This is a genomic window from Actinoplanes sp. NPDC000266, assembly GCF_042899005.1.
In the GTDB taxonomy this organism is placed as follows: domain Bacteria; phylum Actinomycetota; class Actinomycetes; order Mycobacteriales; family Micromonosporaceae; genus Actinoplanes.
Window position 1 is genome coordinate 598,823 of record NZ_JBIAZI010000005.1, and the last position, 24,358, is coordinate 623,180.

Annotated in this window: 21 protein-coding genes and 1 tRNA gene; 13 read left to right on the forward strand and 9 right to left on the reverse strand. The window is 70.4% G+C overall.

Going from position 1 to position 24,358, the window contains the following annotated elements; all coding sequences use genetic code 11:
- Nucleotides 1-388: 388 nt before the first annotated feature.
- The 3 genes from ACFY36_RS23490 to ACFY36_RS23500 all read right to left on the reverse strand — a co-directional run bounded on the left by ACFY36_RS23490 (nucleotide 389) and on the right by ACFY36_RS23500 (nucleotide 1,998).
- Nucleotides 389-460 (reverse strand) — tRNA-Arg (locus ACFY36_RS23490).
- Between the two features lie 75 nt (nucleotides 461-535).
- Complete coding sequence (locus tag ACFY36_RS23495) at nucleotides 536-1,192, reverse strand: DUF305 domain-containing protein (RefSeq protein WP_499748083.1); 657 nt, start codon at nucleotides 1,190-1,192, stop codon at nucleotides 536-538.
- The gene (locus ACFY36_RS23500) at nucleotides 1,192-1,998 is read right to left on the reverse strand and encodes a thioredoxin-like domain-containing protein (protein ID WP_499748084.1); all 807 of its coding nucleotides are present in this window, start codon (nucleotides 1,996-1,998) and stop codon (nucleotides 1,192-1,194) included. Before ACFY36_RS23500 ends, ACFY36_RS23495 begins: the two co-directional genes overlap by 1 nt.
- A 102-nt stretch (nucleotides 1,999-2,100) precedes the next feature.
- Here ACFY36_RS23500 and argS point away from each other — a divergent pair, with 102 nt between their 5' ends.
- The 5 genes from argS (at nucleotide 2,101) to thrC (ending at nucleotide 7,949) form a co-directional block, all read left to right on the forward strand.
- Nucleotides 2,101-3,765, forward strand: a complete 1,665-nt coding sequence (gene argS / locus ACFY36_RS23505) for an arginine--tRNA ligase (protein ID WP_499748085.1) — start codon at nucleotides 2,101-2,103, stop codon at nucleotides 3,763-3,765.
- A gap of 2 nt (nucleotides 3,766-3,767) precedes the next feature.
- Nucleotides 3,768-5,153, forward strand: coding sequence for a diaminopimelate decarboxylase (gene lysA / locus ACFY36_RS23510; RefSeq protein ID WP_499748086.1), 1,386 nt, complete (start codon nucleotides 3,768-3,770; stop codon nucleotides 5,151-5,153).
- The gene (locus tag ACFY36_RS23515) at nucleotides 5,150-6,457 is read left to right on the forward strand and encodes a homoserine dehydrogenase (RefSeq protein WP_499748087.1); all 1,308 of its coding nucleotides are present in this window, start codon (nucleotides 5,150-5,152) and stop codon (nucleotides 6,455-6,457) included. Before lysA ends, ACFY36_RS23515 begins: the two co-directional genes overlap by 4 nt.
- 3 nt (nucleotides 6,458-6,460) lie before the next feature.
- Nucleotides 6,461-6,829: a VOC family protein gene (locus tag ACFY36_RS23520; RefSeq protein ID WP_499748088.1), complete on the forward strand. Its 369-nt coding sequence runs from the start codon at nucleotides 6,461-6,463 to the stop codon at nucleotides 6,827-6,829.
- A 70-nt stretch (nucleotides 6,830-6,899) separates the two neighbouring features.
- Nucleotides 6,900-7,949, forward strand: a complete 1,050-nt coding sequence (gene thrC / locus ACFY36_RS23525; protein ID WP_498655243.1) for a threonine synthase — start codon at nucleotides 6,900-6,902, stop codon at nucleotides 7,947-7,949.
- On the opposite strand, the gene ACFY36_RS23530 is transcribed toward thrC, so the two are convergent.
- Nucleotides 7,935-8,396 (reverse strand): MarR family winged helix-turn-helix transcriptional regulator, encoded by a 462-nt coding sequence (locus ACFY36_RS23530; protein ID WP_499748089.1) that lies wholly within the window; start codon nucleotides 8,394-8,396, stop codon nucleotides 7,935-7,937. The two genes, thrC and ACFY36_RS23530, sit on opposite strands and share 15 nt — an antisense overlap.
- A 143-nt stretch (nucleotides 8,397-8,539) precedes the next feature.
- Here ACFY36_RS23530 and ACFY36_RS23535 point away from each other — a divergent pair, with 143 nt between their 5' ends.
- Nucleotides 8,540-11,722 (forward strand): efflux RND transporter permease subunit, encoded by a 3,183-nt coding sequence (locus ACFY36_RS23535; RefSeq protein WP_499748090.1) that lies wholly within the window; start codon nucleotides 8,540-8,542, stop codon nucleotides 11,720-11,722.
- A 27-nt stretch (nucleotides 11,723-11,749) separates the two neighbouring features.
- Nucleotides 11,750-12,973, forward strand: a complete 1,224-nt coding sequence (locus tag ACFY36_RS23540; RefSeq protein ID WP_499748091.1) for an MFS transporter — start codon at nucleotides 11,750-11,752, stop codon at nucleotides 12,971-12,973.
- On the opposite strand, the gene ACFY36_RS23545 is transcribed toward ACFY36_RS23540, so the two are convergent.
- Nucleotides 12,956-13,303 carry a hypothetical protein gene (locus ACFY36_RS23545; RefSeq protein ID WP_499748092.1) on the reverse strand — a complete coding sequence of 116 codons (348 nt, stop codon included), beginning with the start codon at nucleotides 13,301-13,303 and terminating at the stop codon, nucleotides 12,956-12,958. The genes ACFY36_RS23540 and ACFY36_RS23545 overlap by 18 nt on opposite strands.
- 62 nt (nucleotides 13,304-13,365) lie before the next feature.
- Between ACFY36_RS23545 and thrB the strand changes: the two genes are divergently transcribed.
- From thrB to ACFY36_RS23560, 3 genes are all read left to right on the forward strand, one after another.
- Nucleotides 13,366-14,277, forward strand: a complete 912-nt coding sequence (thrB, locus tag ACFY36_RS23550) for a homoserine kinase (protein WP_499748093.1) — start codon at nucleotides 13,366-13,368, stop codon at nucleotides 14,275-14,277.
- Nucleotides 14,278-14,605: 328 nt separating this feature from the next.
- The gene (gene rho / locus ACFY36_RS23555) at nucleotides 14,606-16,708 is read left to right on the forward strand and encodes a transcription termination factor Rho (protein WP_499748094.1); all 2,103 of its coding nucleotides are present in this window, start codon (nucleotides 14,606-14,608) and stop codon (nucleotides 16,706-16,708) included.
- 125 nt (nucleotides 16,709-16,833) lie between these two features.
- On the forward strand, nucleotides 16,834-18,000 hold the full coding sequence (locus ACFY36_RS23560; RefSeq protein ID WP_499748095.1) for a nitric oxide synthase oxygenase: 1,167 nt from the start codon (nucleotides 16,834-16,836) through the stop codon (nucleotides 17,998-18,000).
- Here the strand turns inward: ACFY36_RS23560 and ACFY36_RS23565 are convergent.
- Nucleotides 17,962-18,783 carry a helix-turn-helix transcriptional regulator gene (locus ACFY36_RS23565; RefSeq protein ID WP_499748096.1) on the reverse strand — a complete coding sequence of 274 codons (822 nt, stop codon included), beginning with the start codon at nucleotides 18,781-18,783 and terminating at the stop codon, nucleotides 17,962-17,964. The genes ACFY36_RS23560 and ACFY36_RS23565 overlap by 39 nt on opposite strands.
- A gap of 101 nt (nucleotides 18,784-18,884) precedes the next feature.
- Here ACFY36_RS23565 and ACFY36_RS23570 point away from each other — a divergent pair, with 101 nt between their 5' ends.
- On the forward strand, nucleotides 18,885-19,958 hold the full coding sequence (locus ACFY36_RS23570) for an NAD(P)/FAD-dependent oxidoreductase (RefSeq protein ID WP_499748097.1): 1,074 nt from the start codon (nucleotides 18,885-18,887) through the stop codon (nucleotides 19,956-19,958).
- On the opposite strand, the gene ACFY36_RS23575 is transcribed toward ACFY36_RS23570, so the two are convergent.
- Nucleotides 19,955-20,572, reverse strand: coding sequence for an RNA ligase family protein (locus ACFY36_RS23575; RefSeq protein ID WP_499748098.1), 618 nt, complete (start codon nucleotides 20,570-20,572; stop codon nucleotides 19,955-19,957). The genes ACFY36_RS23570 and ACFY36_RS23575 overlap by 4 nt on opposite strands.
- The gene (locus tag ACFY36_RS23580) at nucleotides 20,572-21,468 is read right to left on the reverse strand and encodes a phosphatase domain-containing protein (protein ID WP_499748099.1); all 897 of its coding nucleotides are present in this window, start codon (nucleotides 21,466-21,468) and stop codon (nucleotides 20,572-20,574) included. The genes ACFY36_RS23575 and ACFY36_RS23580 overlap by 1 nt, the downstream gene beginning before the upstream one ends.
- 235 nt (nucleotides 21,469-21,703) lie before the next feature.
- Between ACFY36_RS23580 and rpmE the strand changes: the two genes are divergently transcribed.
- A complete protein-coding gene (gene rpmE / locus ACFY36_RS23585) occupies nucleotides 21,704-21,925 on the forward strand; it encodes a 50S ribosomal protein L31 (protein ID WP_097318153.1) in 222 nt (73 codons plus the stop codon).
- Nucleotides 21,926-22,017: 92 nt separating this feature from the next.
- Complete coding sequence (prfA, locus tag ACFY36_RS23590) at nucleotides 22,018-23,109, forward strand: peptide chain release factor 1 (RefSeq protein WP_499748100.1); 1,092 nt, start codon at nucleotides 22,018-22,020, stop codon at nucleotides 23,107-23,109.
- Here prfA and ACFY36_RS23595 read toward each other — a convergent pair.
- The gene (locus ACFY36_RS23595) at nucleotides 23,093-24,358 is read right to left on the reverse strand and encodes an outer membrane protein assembly factor BamB family protein (protein ID WP_499748101.1); all 1,266 of its coding nucleotides are present in this window, start codon (nucleotides 24,356-24,358) and stop codon (nucleotides 23,093-23,095) included. The two genes, prfA and ACFY36_RS23595, sit on opposite strands and share 17 nt — an antisense overlap.

The following is a 24,358-nucleotide window of genomic DNA, read 5'->3' on the forward strand; positions in this document are numbered from 1 at the left end:
ATGCCGACCTGTAGCCGCTGGTCAGCGGTGTCGCGCTCGGCCAGGCCTTGAGGGCGACGGACGAGTCGGCCTGTACGCCGGATACAGGCTCCGACGCCGCTGAGTGCTCAGCGTCGACGGCAGATCAGCAGTTACGCCTCGTCGCTCTACCTGCTTTGGCGCCGGTACACCCTCGGTACGAATCGCCGTGGAGAGTCGTTGAGAGTCGAACACGGCCGTACAAGGTGATAGGGGCCATCATCCGGCTGAGAGAGACCCGCTGAGAGCCCGACCGGAACGCGAAGCGGACTCGACCACGACTGTGGTCAGCAGAAACACTGATTGGGGGATCCGGGGGGCTTGCCACCACGGCGTGGGGTCTGGGGCTCGGGCCCCAGGAGTATTCAAGTGCCCCCGGCAGGATTCGAACCTGCGCTTTCGCCTCCGGAGGGCGACGCTCTATCCCCTGAGCTACGGGGGCTCAGTGGTTCAGAACTCTAGCAGGCCCAAAGGAAGGGCCGCCAACCGGATACGGGGTTGGCGGCGCCGGGGGTCGTCAGCTGCCCTGGATGCTCTTCAGGAGCTGGTCTATCAAGGCGATCTCGCTCTGCTGGCCGGTGACCATGGTCTGGGCCAGCCAGGTGACGTCTTTGTCGTCGGAGAGCTTGAGGATCTCCTGGGCCATGTGGATGCCGCCCAGGTGGTGCTGGCGCATCAGGGTCAGGAACTGGATGTTCAGGTCTTTGCCCGTGGCCTCTCTGAGCTTTGCCAGCTGCTCGGGGGTGGCCATGCCGGGCATCAGGCCGTTGACCACCGAGCCGGCGGCGTCGGGCATCCAGGCCATGGGCTCCTGTGAGCTGGTCGGGCTCAGGCCCCAGTTGCGCAGCCAGGCCTGCATGTAGCCGATCTGGCCGTGCTGGGTCAGGGCTATGTCACCGGAGAGGGTGACGATGCGGCTGTCGGTGGAGTCGGCGTGGGCGATCATCGACATCTCCACCGCCTGGGCGTGGTGGGTCGACATGTCGCGCAGGAAGCCGGCCTCGACCGAGTCGTCGCCCGGGTGGGTGAGGCGCGGGATCAGGACGCCGCCGCCGATGCCCAGGGCCAGGCCGAGGACGAGGGCGGCGACGAGCCACCAGAGGCCGACCCGGCGGCCGCCGCCCGAGGTGATCGGGGCGGCGACCGCTGCGGATTGGTCGGTGGAGACCGGCATCAGCTGCCCGTCATCCCGGTGCCGGTGGCCGCCGCGGTCACCGGGCCGGTCGTCGTGTTGCCGCTGGAGCAGGCCGCGCCGGGCTCCATGGAGGCGTTGAGCCGGGCGTTCTTGATGAACTCGTCGATGCGGCTGTCGTCGGCGTTGTCGACCTTGAGCTGGTAGCCCCAGACCTGCAGGGAGATGTTCTTGTCGAGGCCGGCGTAGGGCGACATGAACATGTAGTCCTGGCCCTGGACCTTCTGCTTCAGCTCGTCGATCTGGTCGGCCGCGAGGCCCTGCTTGTACGTGATCCAGACCGCGCCGTGCTCGAGGCTGTGCACCGCGTGCTCGTTGGCGATGGGCTCGGCGTAGACGTCGCCCATGCAGTTCTGCCAGACACCGTTGTGTGCGCCGCCGACCGGCGGGCTGGTGATGTATTGCAGCGTGCCGTCCTTGTGGTCGCGCGCGTCGATCGCCGCGTTCTTCTGGGCGCGGTAGTCGACGACGCCGTCGATGGCGTTGACCCGGTCTTCCCAGCTGCCGCCGCCCTTGACCGCGGCGAAGACGCCGTAGCCGATGATGCCGACCGCGATCAGCACGACGACACCGGCCACCGCGATCGGGCCCCAGTTGCGGCCTCCGGAGACCTTGACCGGAGTGACTGGCTTGCGGCCCTTGCCCCCCTTGCCGGGAGCCGGCTTCTTGGCGCCGGGACGAGACGCGCCGGGGCGCGAACCACCAGCGGGCGGCTTGCCCTGACCGGAGGTCTTGCCGACCTTGACGGTGGACGGGACCCTCTCGGGACCCGGCGTGCTCATGCTCATCGTTCCTCGTCGTTCGTCAGGAGAGGGGACTTCGTCAGGAGGGGGAAACCGGTGCGCGGGTGGCCACCGAGCGTCGAAGTCTACCCCCGATAGCATGGTTGAGTGACTCCCGCCAACCTTGCTTCCACCGTTCTCTCAGCTGCTCGTGCCGTGTTCGAGACCCGCGGCCTCGACCTCTCCGCGCTGCCGGAGACGACGACGGTGGAGCGGCCCCGCAACCCCGAGCACGGCGACTACGCCTCCACGCTCGCCCTGCAACTGGGCAAGAAGGCCGGGGTGGCGCCGCGTGAGCTGGCCGCCGCGCTGGCCGAGGAGCTGAGCAGTCAGCCGGGCGTCAAGTCGGTGGAGATCGCCGGCCCGGGCTTCCTGAACATCCGGCTCGACGCCGCGGCGGCGGGCGTGCTGGCCCGTGACATCGTCGCGGCCGGTTCGGAGTACGGCCATTCGGGCGCGCTGACCGGCGAGAAGATCAACCTCGAGTTCGTCTCGGCCAACCCGACCGGCCCGGTGCACATCGGCGGCGTCCGGTGGGCCGCGGTCGGCGACGCGCTCTCCCGGCTGCTGCGCGCGGCCGGCGCCACGGTCGGCACGGAGTACTACTTCAACGACGCCGGCTCGCAGATCGACCGGTTCGCCAAGTCGCTGTTCGCCGCGGCCAAGGGCGAGCCCGCGCCCGAGGACGGCTACGGCGGCGCGTACATCGCGGAGATCGCGACCGCGGTCGTGGCCGAGGCTCCGGACGTACTCAAGCTCGATGATGTTGAAGCTCTCGAGACCTTCCGGCGGGTCGGCGTCGAGCTGATGTTCGCCGAGATCAAGCAGTCGCTGACCGAGTTCGGCGTCCGCTTCGACACGTACTTCAACGAGAAGGACCTGCACGACCGGGGCGAGTTGCAGGAGGCCCTCGACCGGCTGCGCGAGCAGGGGCACATCTACGAGTCCGAGGGCGCCACCTGGTTGCGGACGACCGAGTTCGGCGACGACAAGGACCGGGTGCTGCGCAAGTCGGACGGCGACTGGACCTACTTCGCGGCCGACTGCGCGTACTACCTCGACAAGCGCAAGCGCGGCTTCGACCGGGTCGTGATCATGCTGGGGGCCGACCACCACGGCTACATCGGCCGGATGAAGGCGATGTCGGCCTGCTTCGGCGACGACCCGTCGAAGAACCTCGAGATCCTCATCGGCCAGCTGGTCAATCTGGTGCGTGACGGCGAGCCCGTACGGATGAGCAAGCGCGCCGGCACGGTCGTGACCCTGGAGGACTTCGTCGACGCGCTGGGCGTCGACGCCACGCGGTACGCGCTGGCCCGTTACTCGTCCGACTCGCCGATCAACCTGGACATCGAGATCTGGACCCGGGCGAGCAACGAGAACCCGGTCTATTACGTGCAGTACGTGGCGGCCCGCACCTTCAACGTCGCCATCAACGCGCGGGACAAAGGCGTGACGCGCGGCGAGGACGGCGACTTCAAGCCCGAGCTGCTGGGCCACGAGAAGGAGAACGATCTCCTCAAGACCCTCGGCGAATATCCGGAGGTGGTGGCCCGCAGCGCGCAGCTGCGCGAGCCGCACCACGTCGCGCGGTACCTCGAGGAGCTGGCCGGGGCGTACCACCGCTTCTACAGCGAGTGCCGGGTCACGCCGCAGGGCGACGAGCCGGTCACCGACACCCACCGCGCGCGGCTCTGGCTCAACGACGCCACCCGTACGGTGATTGCCAACGGTTTGGGCCTGCTCGGCGTCTCGGCGCCCGAAAGGATGTAGGGATGCGAGCGCATGAGGCCGGGGCGCTGCACGGCGACCTCGGGCACCGGGGTCCGGCGTGGCTGCGTACGCCGGACGACGTCAACGCTCTGGTGCCGCAACTGTGGCCCCGCACGGTCGTCCGGGCCGAGAAGGGTCACCTCGAGATCGCCGGCGTGAGCGTGGCCGATCTGGCCGCCGAGCACGGCACGCCCGCCTATCTGCTCGACGAGGACGATCTGCGGTCGCGGTGCCGGGAGTTCGCGAGCGCTTTCGGTGACGCCGACGTCTTCTACGCCGGCAAGTCGTTCCTGTGCAAGGCCGTCGTGAAGATCATCGAGGAGGAGGGCCTCTTCCTCGATGTGTGCTCGGGTGGCGAGCTCGCGGTCGCCTTGGCCGCCGGTTTCCCGCCGGAGCGGATGGGTTTCCACGGCAACAACAAGTCGATCTCCGAGCTCCGGCGGGCCCTCGATGCCGGCGTCGGCCGCATCATCGTGGACTCTTTTCAGGAAATCGACCGCTTAAGCGAGATGTCCGAAAAAGCGGGCAAGCGGCCGGACGTTCTCCTCCGCGTCACGGTAGGTGTCGAGGCTCACACCCATGAGTTCATCGCCACCGCCCACGAGGACCAGAAGTTCGGCTTCTCGCTGGCCGGTGGCGCGGCCCTCCAGGCGGCGCTCAAGATTCTCGACGAGAACAGACTCGAGCTCAAAGGCCTGCACTCCCACATCGGCTCGCAGATCTTCGACACCAGCGGCTTCGAGGTGGCGGCCCGCCGCGTCCTCGAGCTGCAGGCCCAGATCCGCGACGCCCGCGGCGTCGAGCTGCCCGACCTCGACCTCGGTGGCGGCTTCGGCATCGCTTACACCACCCAGGACACGCCCTCCACCCCGGGCGACCTGGCCAAACGTCTCAACAAGATCATCGAGAGCGAATGCGACCTGGCCTCGCTGCGCAAGCCGAAGATCTCCATCGAGCCGGGCCGGGCCATCGTCGGCCCCGCCGTCTTCACGCTTTACGAGGTGGGCACGGTCAAGGACGTCGACGGCATCCGTACGTACGTGAGCGTCGACGGCGGCATGAGCGACAACATCCGTACGGCCCTGTACGACGCCTCGTACTCGGCCACCGTGGCGAGCCGGGAGAGCGACGCCGAGCCGATGCTGGCCCGCGTGGTGGGAAAGCATTGTGAATCCGGGGACATCGTCGTGAAGGATGAATTCCTGCCCGCGGACGTGCAGCCCGGAGATCTTCTCGCGGTGCCCGGCACCGGCGCGTACTGCCGGAGCATGGCCAGCAACTACAACCACGTCCCTCGGCCGCCGGTGGTGGCGGTGCGCGACGGCGCCTCGCGCGTGATCGTGCGCCGGGAGACCGAGGACGACCTGCTCGCATTGGATGTCGGATGAGTGTGAAACCGGTTCGCCTGGCCCTGCTGGGCTGCGGCACCGTCGGTTCGGAAGTCGTACGCCTGCTGCACGACCAGGCCGGCGACCTGACGGCCCGGATCGGCGCGCCCCTCGAGATCGTCGGGATCGCGGTGCGCCGGCTCGGCCGCGAGCGCGGCGACCTCCCGGTCGACCCGGCGCTGTTCACCACCGACGCGCTCGGCCTGGTCAAGCGCGACGACGTCGACGTGGTGATCGAGGTGGTGGGCGGCATCGAGCCGGCCCGCTCGTGGCTGGTCGAGGCGCTGCGCGCCGGCAAGAGCGTCGTCACGGCCAACAAGGCGCTGCTGGCCGAGGACGGCGGCTCGCTGCACGACGCGGCCGCCGAGGGCGGCGCCGATCTGTACTACGAGGCCTCCGTGGCCGGGGCCATCCCGCTGCTGCGGCCGCTGCGCGAGTCGCTGCACGGCGACCGGGTCACCCGGGTCACCGGGATCGTGAACGGCACCACGAACTTCATCCTGTCGTCGATGGACGCCACCGGCGCCGGCTTCAGCGAGGCCCTCGACGAGGCCACCGAGCTGGGCTACGCCGAGGCCGACCCGACGGCCGACGTTGAGGGCTTCGACGCCGCGGCCAAGGCGGCCATCCTGGCCTCGCTCGCGTTCCACACGCGGGTCACCGCCGAGGACGTCTTCCGCGAGGGCATGACCGGTGTGACCGCGGGCGACATGGCCAGCGCCCAGGAGATGGGCTGCACCATCAAGCTGCTCTGCATCGCCGAGCGCGGCGCGGACGAGTCCGGCCGCGAGTCGGTCAGCGTCCGCGTGCACCCGGCGATGATCCCGCGCAGCCACCCGCTGGCCAGCGTCGGCGACGCCTTCAACGCCGTCTTCGTCGAGGCCGACGCGGCCGGCCAGCTGATGTTCTACGGCCGCGGCGCGGGCGGCCGGCCGACCGCGAGCGCGGTGCTGGGCGACATCGTGGCGGCGGCCCGCAACCGGCTCGCCGGCACCCGGGCGCCGAGCGAGAGCAACTACGCCCACCTGCCCGTCCGCCCGATCGGCGTGGCCGTCACGCGCTATCACATCAACCTCGACGTCGACGACCGTCCGGGTGTGCTGGCCGCCGTGGCCGGCGTCTTCGCCCAGCACGAGGTGTCGATCGCGACCGTGCGCCAGTCGGGCCGCGAGGAGGACGCCAAGCTGGTCATCGTCACCCACGGCGCACCGGACGCCAACCTGGCCGCGACCGTCGAGTCGCTGTCCCGGCTCGAGATCGTCCGGTCCATCGCGAGCGTGCTGCGCGTCGAGGGAGGCGTCTGAGCCGTGCTCGACCACGTGGGGTTCCAGTGCTCCGACCTGGCCGCCGCGGCGGCCTTCTACGACGCGGCGCTGGCGCCCCTCGGCGGCCGGTGGCTCATGGACGTCAAGGTCGCGATCGGGTACGGCACCGATCAGGCCGACTTCTGGATCAGCGAGTTCAGCGAGGGCGAGGGTTTCCGCGAGTCGCACATCGCGTTCGGGGCGTCGACCCGGGCCGAGGTCGACGCGTTCTTCGCGGCGGCGGTCGCGGCCGGGGCCGAGGTGCTGCACGCGCCGGCTCTTCATCCGGAGTACCACGAGAGCTACTACGGCGCCTTCGTCCGCGATCCGGACGGCAACAACGTCGAGGCGGTGTGCCCCCGTCCCGAATAGCGGACGGGCAGTCCCAAAATCCGGCGTGCTGAGGCACTCTGGTGCTGGCCAACGAAAGAGGGAGACGACCATGTACCGGGGACTGATCGAGGCGTACCGGGACCGGCTGCCGGTCACCGACGCCACCCCCGTGGTCACGCTGCACGAGGGCAACACGCCGCTCGTGCCCGCTCCCGTGCTGTCGCAGCGCACGGGCGCCGACGTCTACCTCAAGGTCGAGGGGGCCAACCCGACCGGCTCGTTCAAGGACCGCGGCATGACCATGGCCGTGTCCAAGGCGGTCGAGGACGGGGCCAAGGCGATCATCTGCGCCTCCACCGGCAACACCAGCGCCTCGGCCGCGGCGTACGCGGCCCGGGCCGGCCTGACCTGCGCGGTGCTCGTGCCGCAGGGCAAGATCGCGCTCGGCAAGCTGGCCCAGGCGCTGGTCCACGGGGCCAAGCTGCTGCAGGTGAACGGCAATTTCGACGACTGCCTGGCGCTCGCCTCCAAGCTGTCGCAGGACTTCCCGGTCGCGCTGGTCAACTCGGTCAACATCTTCCGGCTGCACGGGCAGAAGACGGCCTCGTTCGAGATCGTCGAGGCGCTCGGCGACGCCCCCGACATCCACTGCCTGCCGGTCGGCAACGCGGGCAACATCTCCGCGTACTGGATGGGATATCGCGAGGACAAGGACGCCGGCAACAGCACGAAACTGCCGAAGATGTACGGCTTCCAGGCGTCCGGCGCGGCGCCCATCGTCACCGGCAAGGTCGTCGAGGAGCCGTCGACGATCGCCACCGCGATCCGCATCGGCAACCCGGCCAGCTGGACCAAGGCGCTCGACGCCCGCGACTCCTCGGGTGGCCTGATCGAGTCGGTCACCGACCGCGAGATCCTCTCGGCCTATCGGGTGCTCGCCCGTGAGGTGGGCGTCTTCGTCGAGCTGGCCAGCGCGGCCAGCGTGGCCGGGCTGCTCCAGCAGGCCCAGGCGGGCAAGGTGCCGGCGGGCTCGCGGGTGGTCTGCACGGTCACCGGCCACGGCCTCAAGGACCCGGAGTGGGCCATCTCGACGGCTCCCTCGCCCACCACGATCCAGAACGACGTGCTGATCGCGGCCCGCGAGCTAGGCCTGGCCTGAGCCGCCGCCCCACTCCTCGTCGGCGACCTTGACGAGCAGCAGGATCGCCTGAGCGACCCGATCGAGCTCCTCGGCTGAGAGGCGGCTGAGGAGCGCGCGCATCTTCGCCTCCCCGGCGTTGAAGATGCTTCCGATGAGCTCGCGACCCGCACGTGACAGCCCGATCCGGCGTACCCGCCGATCGTGCAGGTCTTCGGTGCGGGTCACCAGGTCCTGCACGACGAGGCGGTCGATCATGCCGCTGAGCGCGGCGGCGCCGACCCCGAGCAGGGCGGCGAGCTCGCCGAACGGCACATTGCCGTGCCGGGAGAGCAGCATGAGTATCTTGAGCTGCGACAACGTCAGGTGCGACGAGAACAGCGGATCGGCCTGGTCCTCGGCGATCAGGTCCTGCAGGCGGTGCTGCGCGCCCATAATGTCCGCGATGAGCTGTTCCTTCTCGGCCACCGCCGACCCTTTCCCTGTGACGCACTGATGGCCGTTTTGCGTCCATCTGATGTCGGACGGTACCAGTGCACCCCCGGGAAAAACCATTTGTTCGCGTCAGGCAAACTATTCATGCTGGACGAACTATTACCGGGGGAGCGCACATGTCATTTCTGACCCGGCTCAGCCTCGCCAACAGAGGCCTGGTCGCCCTAGTCGCCATCGTCATCGCCGGCTTCGGGATCTTCGCCATCCCGTCGCTGAAGCAGCAGTTGTTCCCGTCGATCGAGTTCCCCGCGGCCTTCGTGACCGCGACGCTGCCGGGCGCCGGCCCGGAGATCATCCAGGATCAGATCACGGAGCCGCTCGAGGACGCCGCCAAGGGCCTCGACGGCATCGACAGCGTCACCTCGTCCACCCGTGAGGGCGTCGCCACGGTCACCGTGGCCTTCGTCTACGGCACCGACATCGACTCGGCGGTCAACCAGCTCACCACGGCGGTGAACCGGGTGCAGCCGCAGCTGCCCGACGACGTCGAGCCGACGATCTTCGCGGGCAGCACCGACGACATCCCGGCCATCGTGCTCGCCGCGTCCGGCGGCGGCGACGAGAGCGCGCTCCTCGACAAGCTCAACGACACCGTCGTGCCCGAGCTGAACGGCATCGAGGGCGTCCGCGACACCACGATCACCGGCGCCCGGTCCCAGCAGGTGGTCATCACGCCCGACCTGGCCAAGCTCACCGCGGCCGGCGTCAACCCGCAGGCGATCACCACCGTCCTCCAGCAGAACGGCATCTCGGTGCCGGCCGGCGCCGTGAACGACGGCGACAAGTCGCTGACCGTCCAGGTGGGCACGCCGATCACCACCCTCGACCAGCTCAAGCAGGTCTACCTGACCGGCGGCAAGGGCCCGGTCCAGCTCGGGTCGGTGGCCACCGTCGAGAGCAAGCTGCCCGCCGCCACCTCGTACACCCGCACCGACGGCGAGGCCAGCCTCGGCATCGCGGTCACCGCGCGGCCCGACGGCAACCCGGTCGACATCTCCCATGAGGTGCGCGACAAGCTGGCCGACCTCGAGAAGGACTCCGGCGCCAAGCTGACCGTCGTCACCGACCAGGCGCCCTTCGTCGAGCGCTCGATCGAGAGCCTCACCACCGAGGGCCTGCTCGGCCTCGTATTCGCCGTCATCGTCATCCTGATCTTCCTGATGTCGGTGCGGTCGACGCTGGTCACGGCGGTCTCCATCCCGCTGTCGGTGCTGATCGCGCTGATCGCGCTCTGGATCGGCGACTACACGCTCAACCTGCTCACCCTCGGCGCGCTGACCATCGCGGTCGGCCGCGTGGTCGACGACTCGATCGTCGTCCTGGAGAACATCAAGAGACATCTGGAGTACGGCGAGGAGAAGGTCCACGCGATCATCACCGCCGTCCGCGAGGTCTCGGGCGCGGTGACCGCGTCCACCCTCACCACGGTGGCCGTGTTCGCGCCGATCGCGCTGGTCGGCGGTTTCGTGGGCCAGATCTTCTCGTCCTTCGCGATCACCGTGACCGTGGCCCTGATCGCTTCGCTCTTCGTGGCTCTCACCGTCGTACCCGTGCTGGCCTATTGGTTCCTCAAGCCGCCGCCCGAGGGCACCGACACCGAGGCGGTCCGCCGCGCGGCCGAGGAGAAGGAGCGGCGCAACCCGCTCCAGCGGGGCTACCTGCCGGTGATCCGCTTCGCCACCAAGCGCCGCTGGGCCACGCTCTCGATCGGCCTGGTCGTGCTGATCGGCACGCTCGGCCTGGCCACCCAGCTCAAGACCAACTTCCTCGACCAGTCCGGACAGGACTCGCTCACCATCAGCCAGGAGCTGCCGGTCGGCACCAACCTGGCCACCACCGACGCCGCGGCCAAGCAGATCGAGGGCGTGCTGGCCAAGACCGACGGGATCAAGACGTACCAGGTCTCGATCGGCGGCGGCGATTTCAACCCGTTCCTGGGTGGCGGCGGCGCCAGCACGGCCAGCTTCAACGTCGGCCTCGAGGAGGACGCCGACGCCGTCGAGCTCACCGACCAGCTGCGCGACGAGATCGGCAAGCTGAGCAACGTCGGTGAGGTGACCGTCGGCGCCGACGACTCCGGCCTCGGTGGCGGCAGCGAGCTGTCGGTCCAGGTCAAGTCGGCCGACTCGGAGGCGCTGACCACCGCCACCGATCAGGTGCAGAAGGCGATGTCCGAGACGCCGGGCGTCATCGACGCCACCAGCACGCTGGCCGCCAGCGTCCCGCGTCTCGACGTGGCCGTGAAGCGCGACGTCGCCGCTCAGTACGGGCTGACCGAGGCCGGCATCGCCCAGACCGTCTCGGGCTCCTTCCGTTCGGTCCCGGCCGGTCAGATCTCGATCGACGGCTCCGGTCAGGACGTCGTGATCTCGTTCGGCGCCGCCCCGGCCGACCCGGCCGCCCTGGCCAAGCTGCCGCTGACCACGGCCCGCGGCGTCGTGCCGCTGAGCCAGGTCGCCGACATCAAGCAGGTCAACGGTCCCGAGGAGGTCACCCGGGTCGACGGCGAGCGCACGGTCTCGGTGACCGGCACGGCCACCGGCTCCGACCTCGGCGCCTCGACCCGTGAGCTGCAGAAGAAGCTCGACGCGCTCACCCTGCCGGCCGGCGCCACGGCCACCATCGGCGGCGTCAGCGCCGACCAGGCCGAGGCGTTCCAGCAGCTGGGCCTGGCCGTGCTGGCCGCCATCGCGATCGTCTTCATCATCATGGTGGCGACGTTCCGCAGCCTGATCCAGCCGATCATCCTGCTCGTCTCGATCCCGTTCGCGGCGACCGGCGCGATCATCCTGCTGCTGGTCACCGGCACCGCGCTCGGCGTGCCGGCCCTGATCGGTGTGCTGATGCTGGTCGGCATCGTGGTGACGAACGCCATCGTGCTGATGGATCTGATCAACCATTACCGAGCGCAGGGCATGGGCGTGCAGGAGGCGGTGATCGAGGGCGGCCGGCACCGGCTGCGGCCGATCCTGATGACCGCCATCGCGACCATCTTCGCGCTGATCCCGATGGCGCTCGGCCTCACCGGCGAGGGCGGCTTCATCTCGCAGCCACTGGCCATTGTGGTCATCGGCGGCCTGGTCAGCTCGACGCTGCTCACGCTGGTGCTGGTGCCGACGCTCTACACGATGGTCGAGAACCGCAAGGAGAAGCGGCGGGCCAAGCGCCTCGCGAAGAAGGGCGGCGCTCCGGTGGCGGACGAGCCGGCGCCGGAGACGCCGAAGGAGCCCGCCTCGGCGCTGCGCGGTTACACCGACCAGTTCGAGGTGCTCAAGATGCCCAAGCGCCAGGAAGGCTGATCGCCTCCTGCCGGTAGGTTCGGGTACGTGTCGAAAGCGTTCTCGGTCCTTACCCGCAACAGGGACTTCCGGCGGCTCTTCGGAGCCGAGCTGGTGGTCTTCGGTTCCGACTGGTTCGTCATGGTTCCGCTGCTGGTGCTGCTCCCCGAGCTCACCGGCAGCGGAATCTGGGGCGGACTGGTGCTCGCGGTCGACACGGGCATCAACGCCCTGCTCCTGCAGTTCACCGGCACCCTGGCCGATCGGTTCGATCGACGGAAGATCCTGATTCTGTCGAATCTCGCCGTGTTCGCCGGGGTGCTGCTGCTTTTCACGGTCCGATCCGCCGCGACCGCGCCGCTGGCCCTGGTCGCGATCGGCCTGATGGCGATCGCCAAGGCCTTCTACTCGCCGGCCGCGTCGGCCGCGCTGCCGAACATCGTCGAGCCCGAGGATCTGCCGGCCGCGAACGCGGTGTCCGGTTCGACCTGGGGCACGATGACGATCGTCGGCGCGTCGCTCGGCGGCATCGTCGGCGCGGCCTTCGGCCCGTACGTCAGCTTCGGTGTCGCCGCCGCCTGCCTGCTCACCGGCGCGCTGCTCACCTCCCTGATCCGCCGCCCGATGCAGGCGCCCCGGGACGACGGCGCCGAGCCGCAGCGGACGTCGCACGCGATCCGCGAGTCCTTCGGCTATCTGCGCGACAACCCCCGGATCCGGGCCCTGGTCACGGTCAAGAGCGCGGCCGGCCTCGGCAACGGCGTGCTCATCGTCTTTCCGCTCATCGCCGGGATGCACGGCGCCGGCGTGCTCGGCGCGGGCCTGCTCTTCGCCGTCCGCGGCGCGGGCGCGCTGGTCGGGCCGTTCCTGCTGCGGCCGGTGCTGCGCCGCCGGTCCTGGCTCTTCCCGGGGCTCGCGCTGTCGATGGGCCTCTACGGCGTCAGCTACATCGGTGTCGCGGTGACGCCGTGGTTTCCGGCCGTGCTCGCCCTGGTCTTCGCGGCGCACCTCGCGGGCGGCGCGAACTGGACGCTGTCGAACTACGCGTTGCAGGGCGAGGTGCCCGACCGGTTGCGCGGCCGGGTCTTCGCCACCGACCTCATGCTGGCGACGATGGCCATCGCGGTCAGCCAGCTCGGCGCCACGACGGTCGTCGACGTGGTCGACGAGCGGTGGATCCTGGCCGGCTGCGGCCTGATCACCCTGCTTTACGCCATCGGCTGGCGGATCGCCACGCGGCGGGTCGGCAAGCCGTCAGCCGTCGGCTCGTGACCGGGCGCTGACCAGGGCCGCGACCAGCAGGCCGAGGCCGGCTGCGAAGAAGAGCGCCAGCATGAAGCTGATGATCGCGTTGACCACGCTGAACTGGGTCACCGACATGTCGAACGGACCCTGGGCCACGATCTGGGTGAAGACGACACTCCAGGTCATCGACGCCACGACCTCGGCCAGCAGCACGCCGAGCCCGGCCCGGGCCAGCGTCCCGCTGCGCCCGGGCAGCCGGCGCCCCGGCATCGAGACGATGACCAGCCCGGCGATCAGGACGGCCAGAACCGGGAACTGCACCATGAGGATGCCGACGAACGGCCCGATCGCATACACGAGGCAGAACTTAGTGGGTGGGTGCGACAAGAAGGTTGATCAGCGGGACCTAGCATGTGGCGATGGGCCTGACCTTCAGTACCGAGCCGGTCTCGGTCAGTACGCCGGCGACCAGCGCCAACCTTGGGCCGGGCTTCGACACGCTGGGGCTCGCGCTCACTCTGTACGACGAGCTGACCGCCCGGGTCACCGACGCCGGCTACACGGTCGCCGTCGAGGGTGAGGGCGCCGGTGAGCTGCCCGGCGACGAGACGCATCTGGTGCTGCGCGCGATGCTCGCGACCTTCGACGAGCTGGGCGGCCGGCCGGCCGGTCTGGCCGTCGAGTGTGTGAACCGCATTCCGCAGGCGCGCGGGATGGGATCGTCGTCGGCCGCCATCGTCGGTGGCGTGCAACTGGCGCGCGGGCTGGTCGCGGGCGGGACGAGCCTGATCGGCGACGAGGACGCGCTGCGGATCGCGGCCCGCCTCGAGGGCCATCCCGACAACGTCGCGCCGTGCCTGCTCGGCGGTTTCACGATCGCCTGGACCGAGGGGCCGGGGGCTCGTGCCGTGCGTTTGCCGGTGTCGGATGGCGTACACCCGACGGTCTTCGTTCCGAAGGAACGGGGTTATACCGCGTCGGCGCGGGCCGCGCTGCCCTCGGCCGTGCCGCACGCCGACGCCGCGTTCAACGCCGGCCGTGCGGCGCTTCTCACTCACGCGCTGACCGCCGCGCCCGAGCTGCTGCACGCGGCCACCGAGGACCGGCTGCACCAGGGCTATCGGGCCGACGCCATGCCGGGGACCACGTCGCTCGTGGCGGCGCTGCGGTCGGTCGGCGTGGCCGCCGTGGTGAGCGGGGCCGGACCGTCCGTGCTGGCGTTGACCGAGGTCCCGGCCGATTTTCATCCGGGAACAGAGTGGCGCGCCGAGACGTTGGGCGTGGATGTCGCCGGTGCTCTTGTCAAAGGGAGTATGGTGGAACTCGCCTAGCGGGGCCCTGTTGCCGCAGGTCGCACGAGTTGACTACGCTCAAGACCAAGCACAGCCGCGAAGCGAGCGATTCTGCGGTTCGGCGCGCACCCCCGAGACTCTTATGGCCTTCTGGCCGTCTCACCTCCTCAAAGGCACACGCCGAGCAGCATCGAAAGGTCGCTGCACTCGCCGAGACCTACTCGCCAACCTCTGACGAGCAGGGACACCGTCGAGCTGCCGTGCTGCACAAACTCCCGCGCCGCTTGTGCGAGGCGGGTACCGCGACACCCGGCCACCAGGCTGCAGAAACCGGGAGTCTCGGGCTTTTTCCGACGGAAGGAATCCATTGAGCGACACCACCGACGTGACGTCGGGTGTTTCTGACGTCGCTGACGCCGGCGCCGGCACCACCGCGACCGCCACGAAGCGCCGCCGAGGCGGCACCGGGCTGTCCGCGATGCTGCTGCCCGAGTTGCAGAGCCTCGCCGCCTCCCTGGGCATTTCGGGCACGGCCCGCATGCGCAAGGGTGAGCTGATCACCGCTATCACCGAGAAGCAGAGCGGCGGTGCCGCCGCGGCCGAGAGCGCGCCGCGTCCGCGGAGCGAGGCCAAGGCCGCGAAGGCCGAAGCTCCCGTGGCCGAGGCGGCGCCGGTGGCCGAGGCGCCGCAGACCGCTGCCGCGCAGCCGGAGGCGGCGCCGGCCGCCGAGGGTGGCAGCCGTCGCGAGCGGGCCCGCCGTGAGCGTGCCCCGCGTGAGACGGCCCAGCGTGAGACCGCCCAGCGTGAGACCGCGCCCCGCGAGACCGCGCCGGCCGTCGCCGCCGAGTCGGCTCCGGCCACCGTTGTGGCCACTGCCCCGGTCGTGGCCACGGCCCCGGTTCCGGCGGTGACCGCCGAGACCGAGACCGTGGAGCGCACCGAGCGGCCCGAGCGTGGCGAGCGCAACCGCGACCGCCAGCGCAACCGGGACGATCGAGGAGACCGCGGCGACCGTAACGACCGCGGTGACCGCAACCAGCGTGACGACCGTGGCCCGCGTGACGACCGTGGCCCGCGTGACGACCGCGGCCCGCGTGACGACCGCGGCCCGCGTGACGACCGCGGCGACCGTGGCGACCGCAACCAGCGTGACGACCGCGGCGACCGTGGACCGCGCGACGACCAGGGTCACGACGACGACGACAGCGACGGCGGCCGTCGTAGCCGGCGCAGCCGGTTCCGTGACCGCCGGCGTGGCCGCGGTGACCGGGACGGCAACGAGGGCGGTCAGCGCGACGGCGGCCGCGAGCCGCACGTGGGCGAGGACGACGTCCTGGTGCCGGTGGCCGGCATCCTCGACGTGCTCGACAACTACGCGTTCGTGCGGACGACCGGATATCTGTCCGGCCCCAACGACGTCTACGTGTCGATGTCGCAGGTCAAGAAGCACGGGCTGCGCCGCGGTGACGCGGTCACCGGCGCCGTGCGGGCCACGCCCCGCGAGAGCGGGCAGGGCGACCAGCGCCGCGACAAGTACAACCCGCTGGTCCGGCTCGACACCATCAACGGGATGGAGCCCGACGAGGCCCGGCGCCGTCCGGAGTTCTACAAGCTCACCCCGCTCTACCCGCAGGAGCGGCTGCGTCTCGAGACCGAGCCGCACATCCTGACCACCCGGGTCATCGACCTCGTCATGCCGATCGGCAAGGGCCAGCGGGCGCTCATCGTCTCGCCGCCCAAGGCCGGTAAGACGATGGTGTTGCAGGCGATCGCGAACGCGATCACCCACAACAACCCCGAGTGCCACCTGATGGTCGTGCTGGTCGACGAGCGGCCCGAAGAGGTCACCGACATGCAGCGCTCGGTCAAGGGCGAGGTCGTCGCGGCCACGTTCGACCGGCCGCCGCAGGACCACACCACGGTCGCCGAGCTGGCCATCGAGCGGGCCAAGCGCCTGGTCGAGCTGGGCCACGACGTGGTCGTGCTGCTCGACTCGGTGACGCGTCTGGGCCGGTCGTACAACCTGGCCGCGCCGGCCTCCGGCCGCATCATGTCGGGTGGTATCGATTCGACGGCGCTCTATCCGCCGAAGCGGTTCCTGGGCGCGGCGCGCAACATCGAGAACGGCGGCTCGCTGACCATTCTCGCCACCGCGCTGGTCGAGACCGGCTCGATGATGGACACGGTCATCTTCGAGGAGTTCAAGGGCACGGGCAACGCCGAGCTCAAGCTCGACCGGAAGATCGCCGACAAGCGGGTCTTCCCGGCCATCGACATCGACCCGTCCGGCACGCGTAAGGAAGAGATCCTGCTCGGCAAGGAAGAGCTGGCGATCATCCACAAGCTCCGGAAGGTGCTGCACTCGCTCGACTCGGGTGCCGCGCTCGACCTGCTCCTCGACCGGCTCAAGCAGACGAGGACCAACGTCGAGTTCCTGATGCAGATCGCCAAGTCCACGCCTGGCGAGTAATAGCGCAAAACGGGACGCAGCCTCTCCTAACGGAGGGGCTGCGTCCTTTTTGTCGCACACGCAGTGTGGTTCCACCCGACCGGGGTCGTGCGAACCTCCCTGAAGCTCTAGTGGGAGGCGCTCGTATGAACGTGCCCGGCTACCGGGATACACCGTCCGAGACGTGGGATCCGGCGGCGCCCGCCGATCCCGGTGAGGCCGAGGACTTCCTCCGGCAGTGCTACACGGAGAACCCCCGGCTCGGCCCGGTCGAGCCCCGGCTGGCCATCGTCCGCGCGCAGATCGCGGCCACCGGCACGTACGTGCACACCACCGACGAGCTCGCCCACGGCGCGAAGATGGCCTGGCGCAACGCCAGCCGGTGCATCGGCCGCCTGTACTGGCGCAGCCTGATGGTGCTCGACCGTCGCCGGGCCCGCACCGCCGACGAGATCTTCTCGCTGCTCGTGCACCATCTGCGCACCGCCGGCGAGGGCACGATCCGCCCGGTGATCAGCATTTTCGCGGCGGCCCAGCCGGGACGTCCGTACGCCCGGGTCTGGAATGAGCAGTTGATCCGGTACGCGGGATACGGCGACGCCGGCGGATGCCCGGTGGGCGACTCGCGGATGGCCGGTTTCACCGACGCGATGCGCGGCTTCGGCTGGCGGGGCAAGGGCGAGCAGTTCGACGTTCTCCCGCTGGCCATCGAGACCCCGCACGAGGGGGTACGCCTCTACGAGCTGCCCGAAAGGGCAATCCACGAGGTCCCGCTCACCCATCCCGAGTACGCCTGGTTCGCCGAGCTCGGCCTGCGCTGGCACGCGGTGCCGGCCATCTCCAACATGCGGCTCACCATCGGCGGCGTGCACTATCCGCTGGCCCCGTTCAACGGCTGGTACATGGGCACCGAGATCGGCGCCCGCAACCTGGCCGACAGCGACCGCTACGACATGCTGCCGGAGGTCGCGCGGCGGATGGGCCTGGACACCAGCCGGCCCTCGACGCTGTGGAAGGACCGGGCCCTGGTCGAGCTCAACCGGGCCGTGCTGCACTCGTTCGAGCGGGCCGGCGTGCGGATGAGCGACCACCACACCGAGTCGGAGCGTTTCCTCAAGCACATCGAGAACGAGCAGCGGGCGGGCCGCCGGGTGCCGGCCGACTGGACCTGGATCGTGCCGCCGATGTCGGGCGGGGTGACACCGGTCTTCCACCGCTACTACGACGAGGCCGACCTGAAGCCGAACTTCTACCTGGACGAAGAGGCGGCGCGGCTAGCCCGCAACGAGCCGCAACGGGGTGATGGCGCGTAGCGCCTCGCCCGTGGCCTCGTCGGCCGGAAGCTGGATGACCAGCCGCAGCCCGTGGTCGCCGGGCAGCGTCATGGTCTCGTAGGACAGCCGCAGCATCCCGGCCTGGGGATGGGCCAGGCGCAGCAGGCCGTGCGGCCGGGGCAGCCCCGGCACCCGCTCGGCCCGCTCGGTGAACTCGTGACCGGCCACCACGGTCAGCTCGTCCGCGAAGTCCGGGCGGGGCGGCCCGGCCTTCAGCACGGCCACCTGCTCGTCGGCCATGTGGGCCCAGTCCGGATAGGCGTCGCGGGCGCGCGGGTCGGCGAACAGATAGCGGGTCAGGTTGGGCATGTCGCCGTCGAGCAGGCCGACGGGCCCGGTCAGGAGCCGGAAGCCGGAGGTGTACGCGAGCAGGTCGCCGACCTGGTTGATCAGCACCGCGGCGGCCGGTTCGAGCCGGTCGAGCACCGCCCGCAGGCCGGGGCGGACGGTCCGCATCGGGTCCTGGGCCAGCGCGCCGCAGATCACGCTGGACGACTTGGTCAGCTTGTAGAGGTGCTCGCGCTCGGCCGCGGTCAGCCGCAGCGGGCCGGCCAGCGCGGCCAGCACCTGCGGGGACGGGTGCTTGTCGCGGCCCTGCTCGAGGCGGATCAGATATTCGACGCTGACCCCGGCCAGCATCGCCACCTCGGCCCGGCGCAGACCGGGCGTGCGCCGCCGGCTGCCGGGCGGCAGCCCGACCTCGGCCGGTGTCACCTCGGCCCGGCGCGCCCGCAGGAATGTGCCCAGCTCGTTGTCGCCCACCAGTCGACGGTAACAACGCCGGCGCCGCCGAAGGTGTCCCCGCCGCTACCACCCTGAGCGCGGTCTCCCTGTTCGCCGCCCGCCGCAGAAAAGTTCCGGTCATGACTTCGAAAGTGATTGTGGTGGGCGGCGGTTACGGCGGCATCGTGGTGGCCCGGGAGCTGGACGACGTCGCCGACGTGACCGTGGTGGAGCCCAAGGAGATGTTCTTCCACCACGTCGCCCAGCTGCGGGCGGCGGCCGATCCGGCCTGGGCCGAGAAGATCTTCTTTCCGTACGACGGTCTGCTGTCCCGGGGCCGTGTGATGCGCGACACCGCGGCCGAGGTCCGTCCCGGCGTGGTCGAGCTGGCTTCGGGCGTACGCCTGGACGCCGACTACATCGTGCTGGCCACCGGTTCGACCGGCGCGTTCCCGACCCGGCTCGACATGCCCGGCCGCGACGATGTGGCGGCGCGGCTGCGCGATCTGCACGACGCGCTGGACCGGGCGTCCGGGGTGCTGCTCCTCGGGGCCGGTGCGATCGGCGTGGAGTTCGCCGGCGAGATCGCCGCGGCCTGGCCGGGCAAGCCGGTGACCGTCGTCGACCCGTCGGCCGAGATGTTCGGCGGCCGGTTCCCGGAGCAGATGCGCGCGGATGTGGCGCGGCAGCTGGACGAGCTGGGCGTACGACTGCTGCTCGACACCAAATTGGACACTCCGCCGGACACCCCGGCCGGCGCGGTCCGCCCGTTCACGGTGACCACCGGCGACGGCGAGGTGCTCGCGGCCGACCTGTGGTTCGCCTGCTACGGCGGCACGGTGCCGAGCGACTATCTGGGCGCCGAACTGGCCGCGTCCCGGGGACCCGGCGGCCGGCTCGCGGTCACCGAGCACCTGCGCGTGGCCGGGCACGAGCGGGTCTTCGCCGTCGGCGACCTCAACGACACCCCGGAGATCAAGACCGGCCGTGCCGCCTCCCGCCAGGCCGAGGTGGCCGCCGCGAACATCCGCGCCCTGATCGAGGGTGGGCCGCTCACCCCGTACGAGCCGTTCCCGGACGGCATCATCGTCACCGTGGGCCCGTCCGGTGGCGCCGGTTACGCCCCGGAGTTCGGCTTCTTCGACGCCGAGGCGGCGTCCGGCTTCAAGGGCACCTTCCTGCTCGACCACTACCGGGGTCTGCTGGGCGGTTAGGCGAACTCGTTCACCGCGAAGTCGTCGCGGTGGCGCCACGAGTCGGGCGTGCGGACGTGGCCGGAGCGCACCCATTTGAGCAGCCGGTGGTCGAACTCGGCGGCCGGGATGCGCCCGGCCGACCGGACCACGTAGCCCTCGGAGCGCTCCTCGTCGCGCTGGGCGGCCCAGGCGGACCGGGCCTCGGTGAGGCTTCCGCCGCGGTAGAGGACCGGGACCACCGGCAGTTCGAGCCGGTGGGCCCAGTCGACCGTGTCGTCCCAGCCGAGCAGCGTGTCCGTCTCGTCCCAGATGCCGAAGACGATGAAGACGCCGGGCAGGTCGCTGTACGCGATGCTGCGCCGGGCCCACATCGACTCGCCGCACACCCGCCAGTCGTCGGGGATCCGGTACGCCGTCATCGCCCACAGCGCTTTCGCCGGCCGGTCCCACGGCTGTGTGCCCGAGTCGGGGGACCGGCCGTACATCGCGTCGCGGGTGAAGGTGAGGTTGCCGCCGTCGAGCTTCTCGGTCACCACGAGCTCACCGTCCAGCCAGGACAGATCGTGCTGCACCTTGTCGTCGTGGGTGGCGCCGGGGGAGCCGGGCAGGTGGAAGGTGCGGGGGTACTTCATCAGAAGTCTCCTTCCGCCACCTGGAACACGGTCAGCCCGAGCTCACGCCACATCCGCACCACCTGTCGCCGGTCGTCGAAGACGCCGACGATCCGCCAGCGGTCCCGGATCTGATCTTCGAAGATCTCCTGCTTGACCACCCAGTCCTTGCGGCTGTCGCCCCAGGGCCGCATGAATAGTGCTTCGTACGGCACGTCGACGTAAAGGCCCAGCCAGGCCTCGGTCTCGGCGCGGCAGACCTCGTCGCGCCCCGAGCAGAAGACGATCGCGTTCCCGGCCGCGTGCATCGCCCGCACCGCCGTGATCACCGACTGGTGGGGGAGATCGGAGCCGACCTCGTCCCAGTCGTACGGCCCGCGGCCGTTCATCAGGGCGACCGTGCCGTCGATGTCGACCAGCAGCGCCGGCGGCAGCTCCGGATCGGGTTCGTAGACGGCGGCGAGCCCGCCGGGCGCCACGTAGGGCACGGGCAGCGGCAGCGACCGGTTGGCCAGATATCGGTCGAACATGCCGCGGATGGCGTGCTCGCCGACGCGTTCCCCCGGGTCGCGTGCGGCGTCACGCCGGAGGCATTCCTTCAGCGGCACGTCGGTGAAGTCGTGCACCTCGAAGCTCGCGCCGTACCGCGCGGCCAGCTCGGCCCACTCGCGCACCTTGCTCGGCCGTAGGTTGGTGTCGTCGACGATCACGCTCGTGCGCCGGCGCAGCAGCGACTCGACGGTGGCCCGCTGGGCGTCGGTGACCTGCGCCTCGGCCCACTGGGTGTAGAGCCGGGTGCCGTGCAGCATCCGGCGCAGGTCGTCACGGTTGACCCGCACCACGCCGGGCTGGAGCTTGCGCGCGAACGTGGTCTTGCCGGACGCCGGCAGACCCCGGGTGATCAGCAGTCTGGACATGCACCAGCGACTTTACCGGACGAGAAACGGACATTATTCGCGTTAGGCGCGCGGAATACCAGTGAGAAACCGCGCGTTGGAGCCCATCGGACCGGCGATTTCTCGGTACGACTCGAGACATGGCAGACTGGTCCATCGGCCACGGTTCCGGTTCACGCCCGAGCCCACCGTCTTGTAGGGGCGGCGCGGTGCTGACAGCGACCCGGCGACCATCAATTGAGAGGGACCGAGAAAAATGAAGAGCGGCATCCACCCGGAGTACACGACCACCGAGGTCATCTGCTCCTGCGGCAGCACCTTCTCCACCCGCAGCACCGCCAAGGGCGACATCCGTGTCGAGACCTGCAGCGCCTGCCACCCGTTCTACACCGGCAAGCAGCGCGTGCTCGACACCGCGGGCCGCGTGGCGAAGTTCCAGGCCAAGTACGCCAAGGTCAACGCCGCGAAGAAGAAGTAACCGCGTCGACGGCGCCCGCACCCGGCTCACCGGGAGCGGGCGCCGTTCGCATGTGACCCGACTTTTGGCGTGGCTTCCGTGGGGAGAGACCTGTGAGCACCGACCGCCTGAGCACCCTTCTCGACGAGTACACGCAGCTCGAGAAGCAGATGGAGGACCCCTCCATCCACGCTGACCAGGCTCTCGTACGCCGGGTCGGCCGCCGCTTCGCCGAGCTGGCGCCGATCTACGCGACGAACGCCGAGCTCGAGGCCGCCCGCGCCGACCTGGCCGCGGCCAAGGAGCTCGCCTCCGAGGACCCGTCCTTCGCCTCCGAGGTCGAGGCGGTGGCGGCCACCATCCCGCCGCTGGAGGAGAAGCTCGGCGAGATGCTGATCCCGCGCGACCCGCACGACGCCAAGGACGTGATCGTCGAGATCAAGGCGGGCGAGGGCGGTCAGGAGTCGGCGCTGTTCGCGGGTGACCTGCTGCGCATGTACACGCGCTACGCCGAGCGGCACGGCTGGGTGGTCGAGGTGATCGACTCGCAGGAGTCGGACCTCGGCGGGGTCAAGGACATCTCGGTCGCGGTCAAGACCAAGGGCGTGCCCGAGGGCGGTCACGGCGTCTGGTCCCGGCTCAAGTGGGAGGGCGGCGTGCACCGGGTGCAACGCGTGCCGGTCACCGAGTCGCAGGGCCGCATCCACACCTCGGCCGCCGGCGTGCTGGTGCTGCCCGAGGCCGAGGACGTCGAGATCCACATCGAGCCGAACGACCTGCGGATCGACGTCTTCCGCTCGTCCGGCCCGGGCGGCCAGTCGGTCAACACCACCGACTCCGCCGTGCGCATCACCCACCTGCCCACGGGCACGGTCGTGAGCTGCCAGAACGAGAAGAGCCAGCTCCAGAACAAGGAGTCGGCGATGCGCATCCTGCGTTCCCGGCTGCTGGCCATCGCCCAGGAGGAGGCCGACGCGGCCGCGTCCGACTCCCGCAAGGCGCAGGTGCGCACGGTCGACCGCTCGGAGCGCGTCCGGACGTACAACTTCCCGCAGAACCGCATCACCGACCACCGGATCGGCTACACGGCGTACAACCTCGACCTGGCCCTCAACGGCGAGCTCGACGGGGTGCTGGACGCCCTGGCCGCGGCCGACCGCGAGGCCCGGCTGGCCGGCGAGACGAGCTTCACGGCACCTCGCTGACCTCCAGGAGGTCGCCGCGGGCGCAGGTCAGGAAGCGCGCCGCCGACTGGCAGTGATAGCCGGGCATCCGGTCGATCGTGCCGAGCAGCACGCGGCGGCCGGTGTCCATCTCCCAGCGGGTCACCGCCGTGCGCCCCGGTGGGCTGACCGTGGAGCTCAGGAGCAGGACGCTGTCCGCCGGTTCGGGGCTCCAGACCGGGCTGCCGCGCGCGGGCGCGCCGACCGGCGTGCCCGTGGCCGCGTCGATCAGCACCGGCTCACCCTCCTCGCGGCCGTCGTCGAGCACCATCCGGGCGGCGCCGACGGTGAGGGCGTTCGTCACGCCGGGCAGGCGCCACCGGACCTGTCCCGTCGCCGGGTCGTGGGCGACCAGGCCGCCGGCGCCGCTGAGGCACAGCGACGGGCCGCACGAGAAGGCGTACCCGTCGGTGTCGGTGGCGTGCCAGAGCTCCCGCAGCGTGTCCAGGCGGTAGACCGACAGGTCGAAGACACCGGCCCGGGACCGGTTGACCACCAGGCGCCCGTCGAAGGCGACGAGGTCGTTGAAGTAGCCCTCCTCGGGCCGCGGATCGACCATCGGGATGTGGCCGGTCGCGGTGAGCGCGCCCGTCGCGTACGCGTGGACCCGCACCTCGCCGGCGGCGGTGGCCGTGATCACGCTCTCCGGCCGCCCGCCGGACATCGCCACGATCTGGTTGCGCACACCCGGGGTGTCGCGCTGCCAGAGAGTGCTGTTGTCGGCGAGCCGGATCAGCCGCATCCGCCGCAGGCCGCCCTCGGCGGAGTAGCCGGCCATCAGGGCGGTGTCGCCGCCGATCGTGTGCGGCTCGCCGTCCGCCTGCCACACCTCGTCGCCGGTCGCGGTCGAGAGGGCGATCGTCCGATATCCGGCTGAGCTGATCTCAGCGGGGACAAGCAGGAGGCCCGCCTCCTCGGCGGATTGCACATATCCCACCGAGCCGGGCAGCGGCCGCTGCCACCGGAGGTGGCCGGTGGCGAGGTCGTACGCGCTGATCGAGGAGGCGCGGTGAAGGTAGACGGTCTCCGTGGTCAGCGCCATGCCCTGGCTGCCGGCGGCCGGCACGCTCCACAGCGGACGGACGCCCCGCGGGCTGGGTACCGCCGAGCCGGCCAGGACGAACAGGCCGAGGACGGCCACCGCGGCGCCGGCGATCCGCCGGTCGCGACCGAGCGGGCGGCGGTCCTCCGGGCGCCCGCCGGAGATCTCACCGAGCTCGATCGTGGCCAT

Bases quoted from the DNA above. Each gene is read 5' to 3' on its own strand.
- ACFY36_RS23495 (WP_499748083.1), bottom strand. From the start codon at position 1,192: ATGCCGGTCTCCACCGACCAATCCGCAGCGGTCGCCGCCCCGATCACC.
- ACFY36_RS23500 (WP_499748084.1), bottom strand. From the start codon at position 1,998: ATGAGCATGAGCACGCCGGGTCCCGAGAGGGTCCCGTCCACCGTCAAG.
- lysA (WP_499748086.1), top strand. From the start codon at position 3,768: ATGCGAGCGCATGAGGCCGGGGCGCTGCACGGCGACCTCGGGCACCGG.
- ACFY36_RS23515 (WP_499748087.1), top strand. From the start codon at position 5,150: ATGAGTGTGAAACCGGTTCGCCTGGCCCTGCTGGGCTGCGGCACCGTC.
- thrC (WP_498655243.1), top strand. From the start codon at position 6,900: ATGTACCGGGGACTGATCGAGGCGTACCGGGACCGGCTGCCGGTCACC.
- ACFY36_RS23535 (WP_499748090.1), top strand. From the start codon at position 8,540: ATGTCATTTCTGACCCGGCTCAGCCTCGCCAACAGAGGCCTGGTCGCC.
- thrB (WP_499748093.1), top strand. From the start codon at position 13,366: ATGGGCCTGACCTTCAGTACCGAGCCGGTCTCGGTCAGTACGCCGGCG.
- ACFY36_RS23560 (WP_499748095.1), top strand. From the start codon at position 16,834: ATGAACGTGCCCGGCTACCGGGATACACCGTCCGAGACGTGGGATCCG.
- ACFY36_RS23570 (WP_499748097.1), top strand. From the start codon at position 18,885: ATGACTTCGAAAGTGATTGTGGTGGGCGGCGGTTACGGCGGCATCGTG.
- ACFY36_RS23575 (WP_499748098.1), bottom strand. From the start codon at position 20,572: ATGAAGTACCCCCGCACCTTCCACCTGCCCGGCTCCCCCGGCGCCACC.
- ACFY36_RS23580 (WP_499748099.1), bottom strand. From the start codon at position 21,468: ATGTCCAGACTGCTGATCACCCGGGGTCTGCCGGCGTCCGGCAAGACC.
- rpmE (WP_097318153.1), top strand. From the start codon at position 21,704: ATGAAGAGCGGCATCCACCCGGAGTACACGACCACCGAGGTCATCTGC.
- ACFY36_RS23595 (WP_499748101.1), bottom strand. From the start codon at position 24,358: ATGGCCACGATCGAGCTCGGTGAGATCTCCGGCGGGCGCCCGGAGGAC.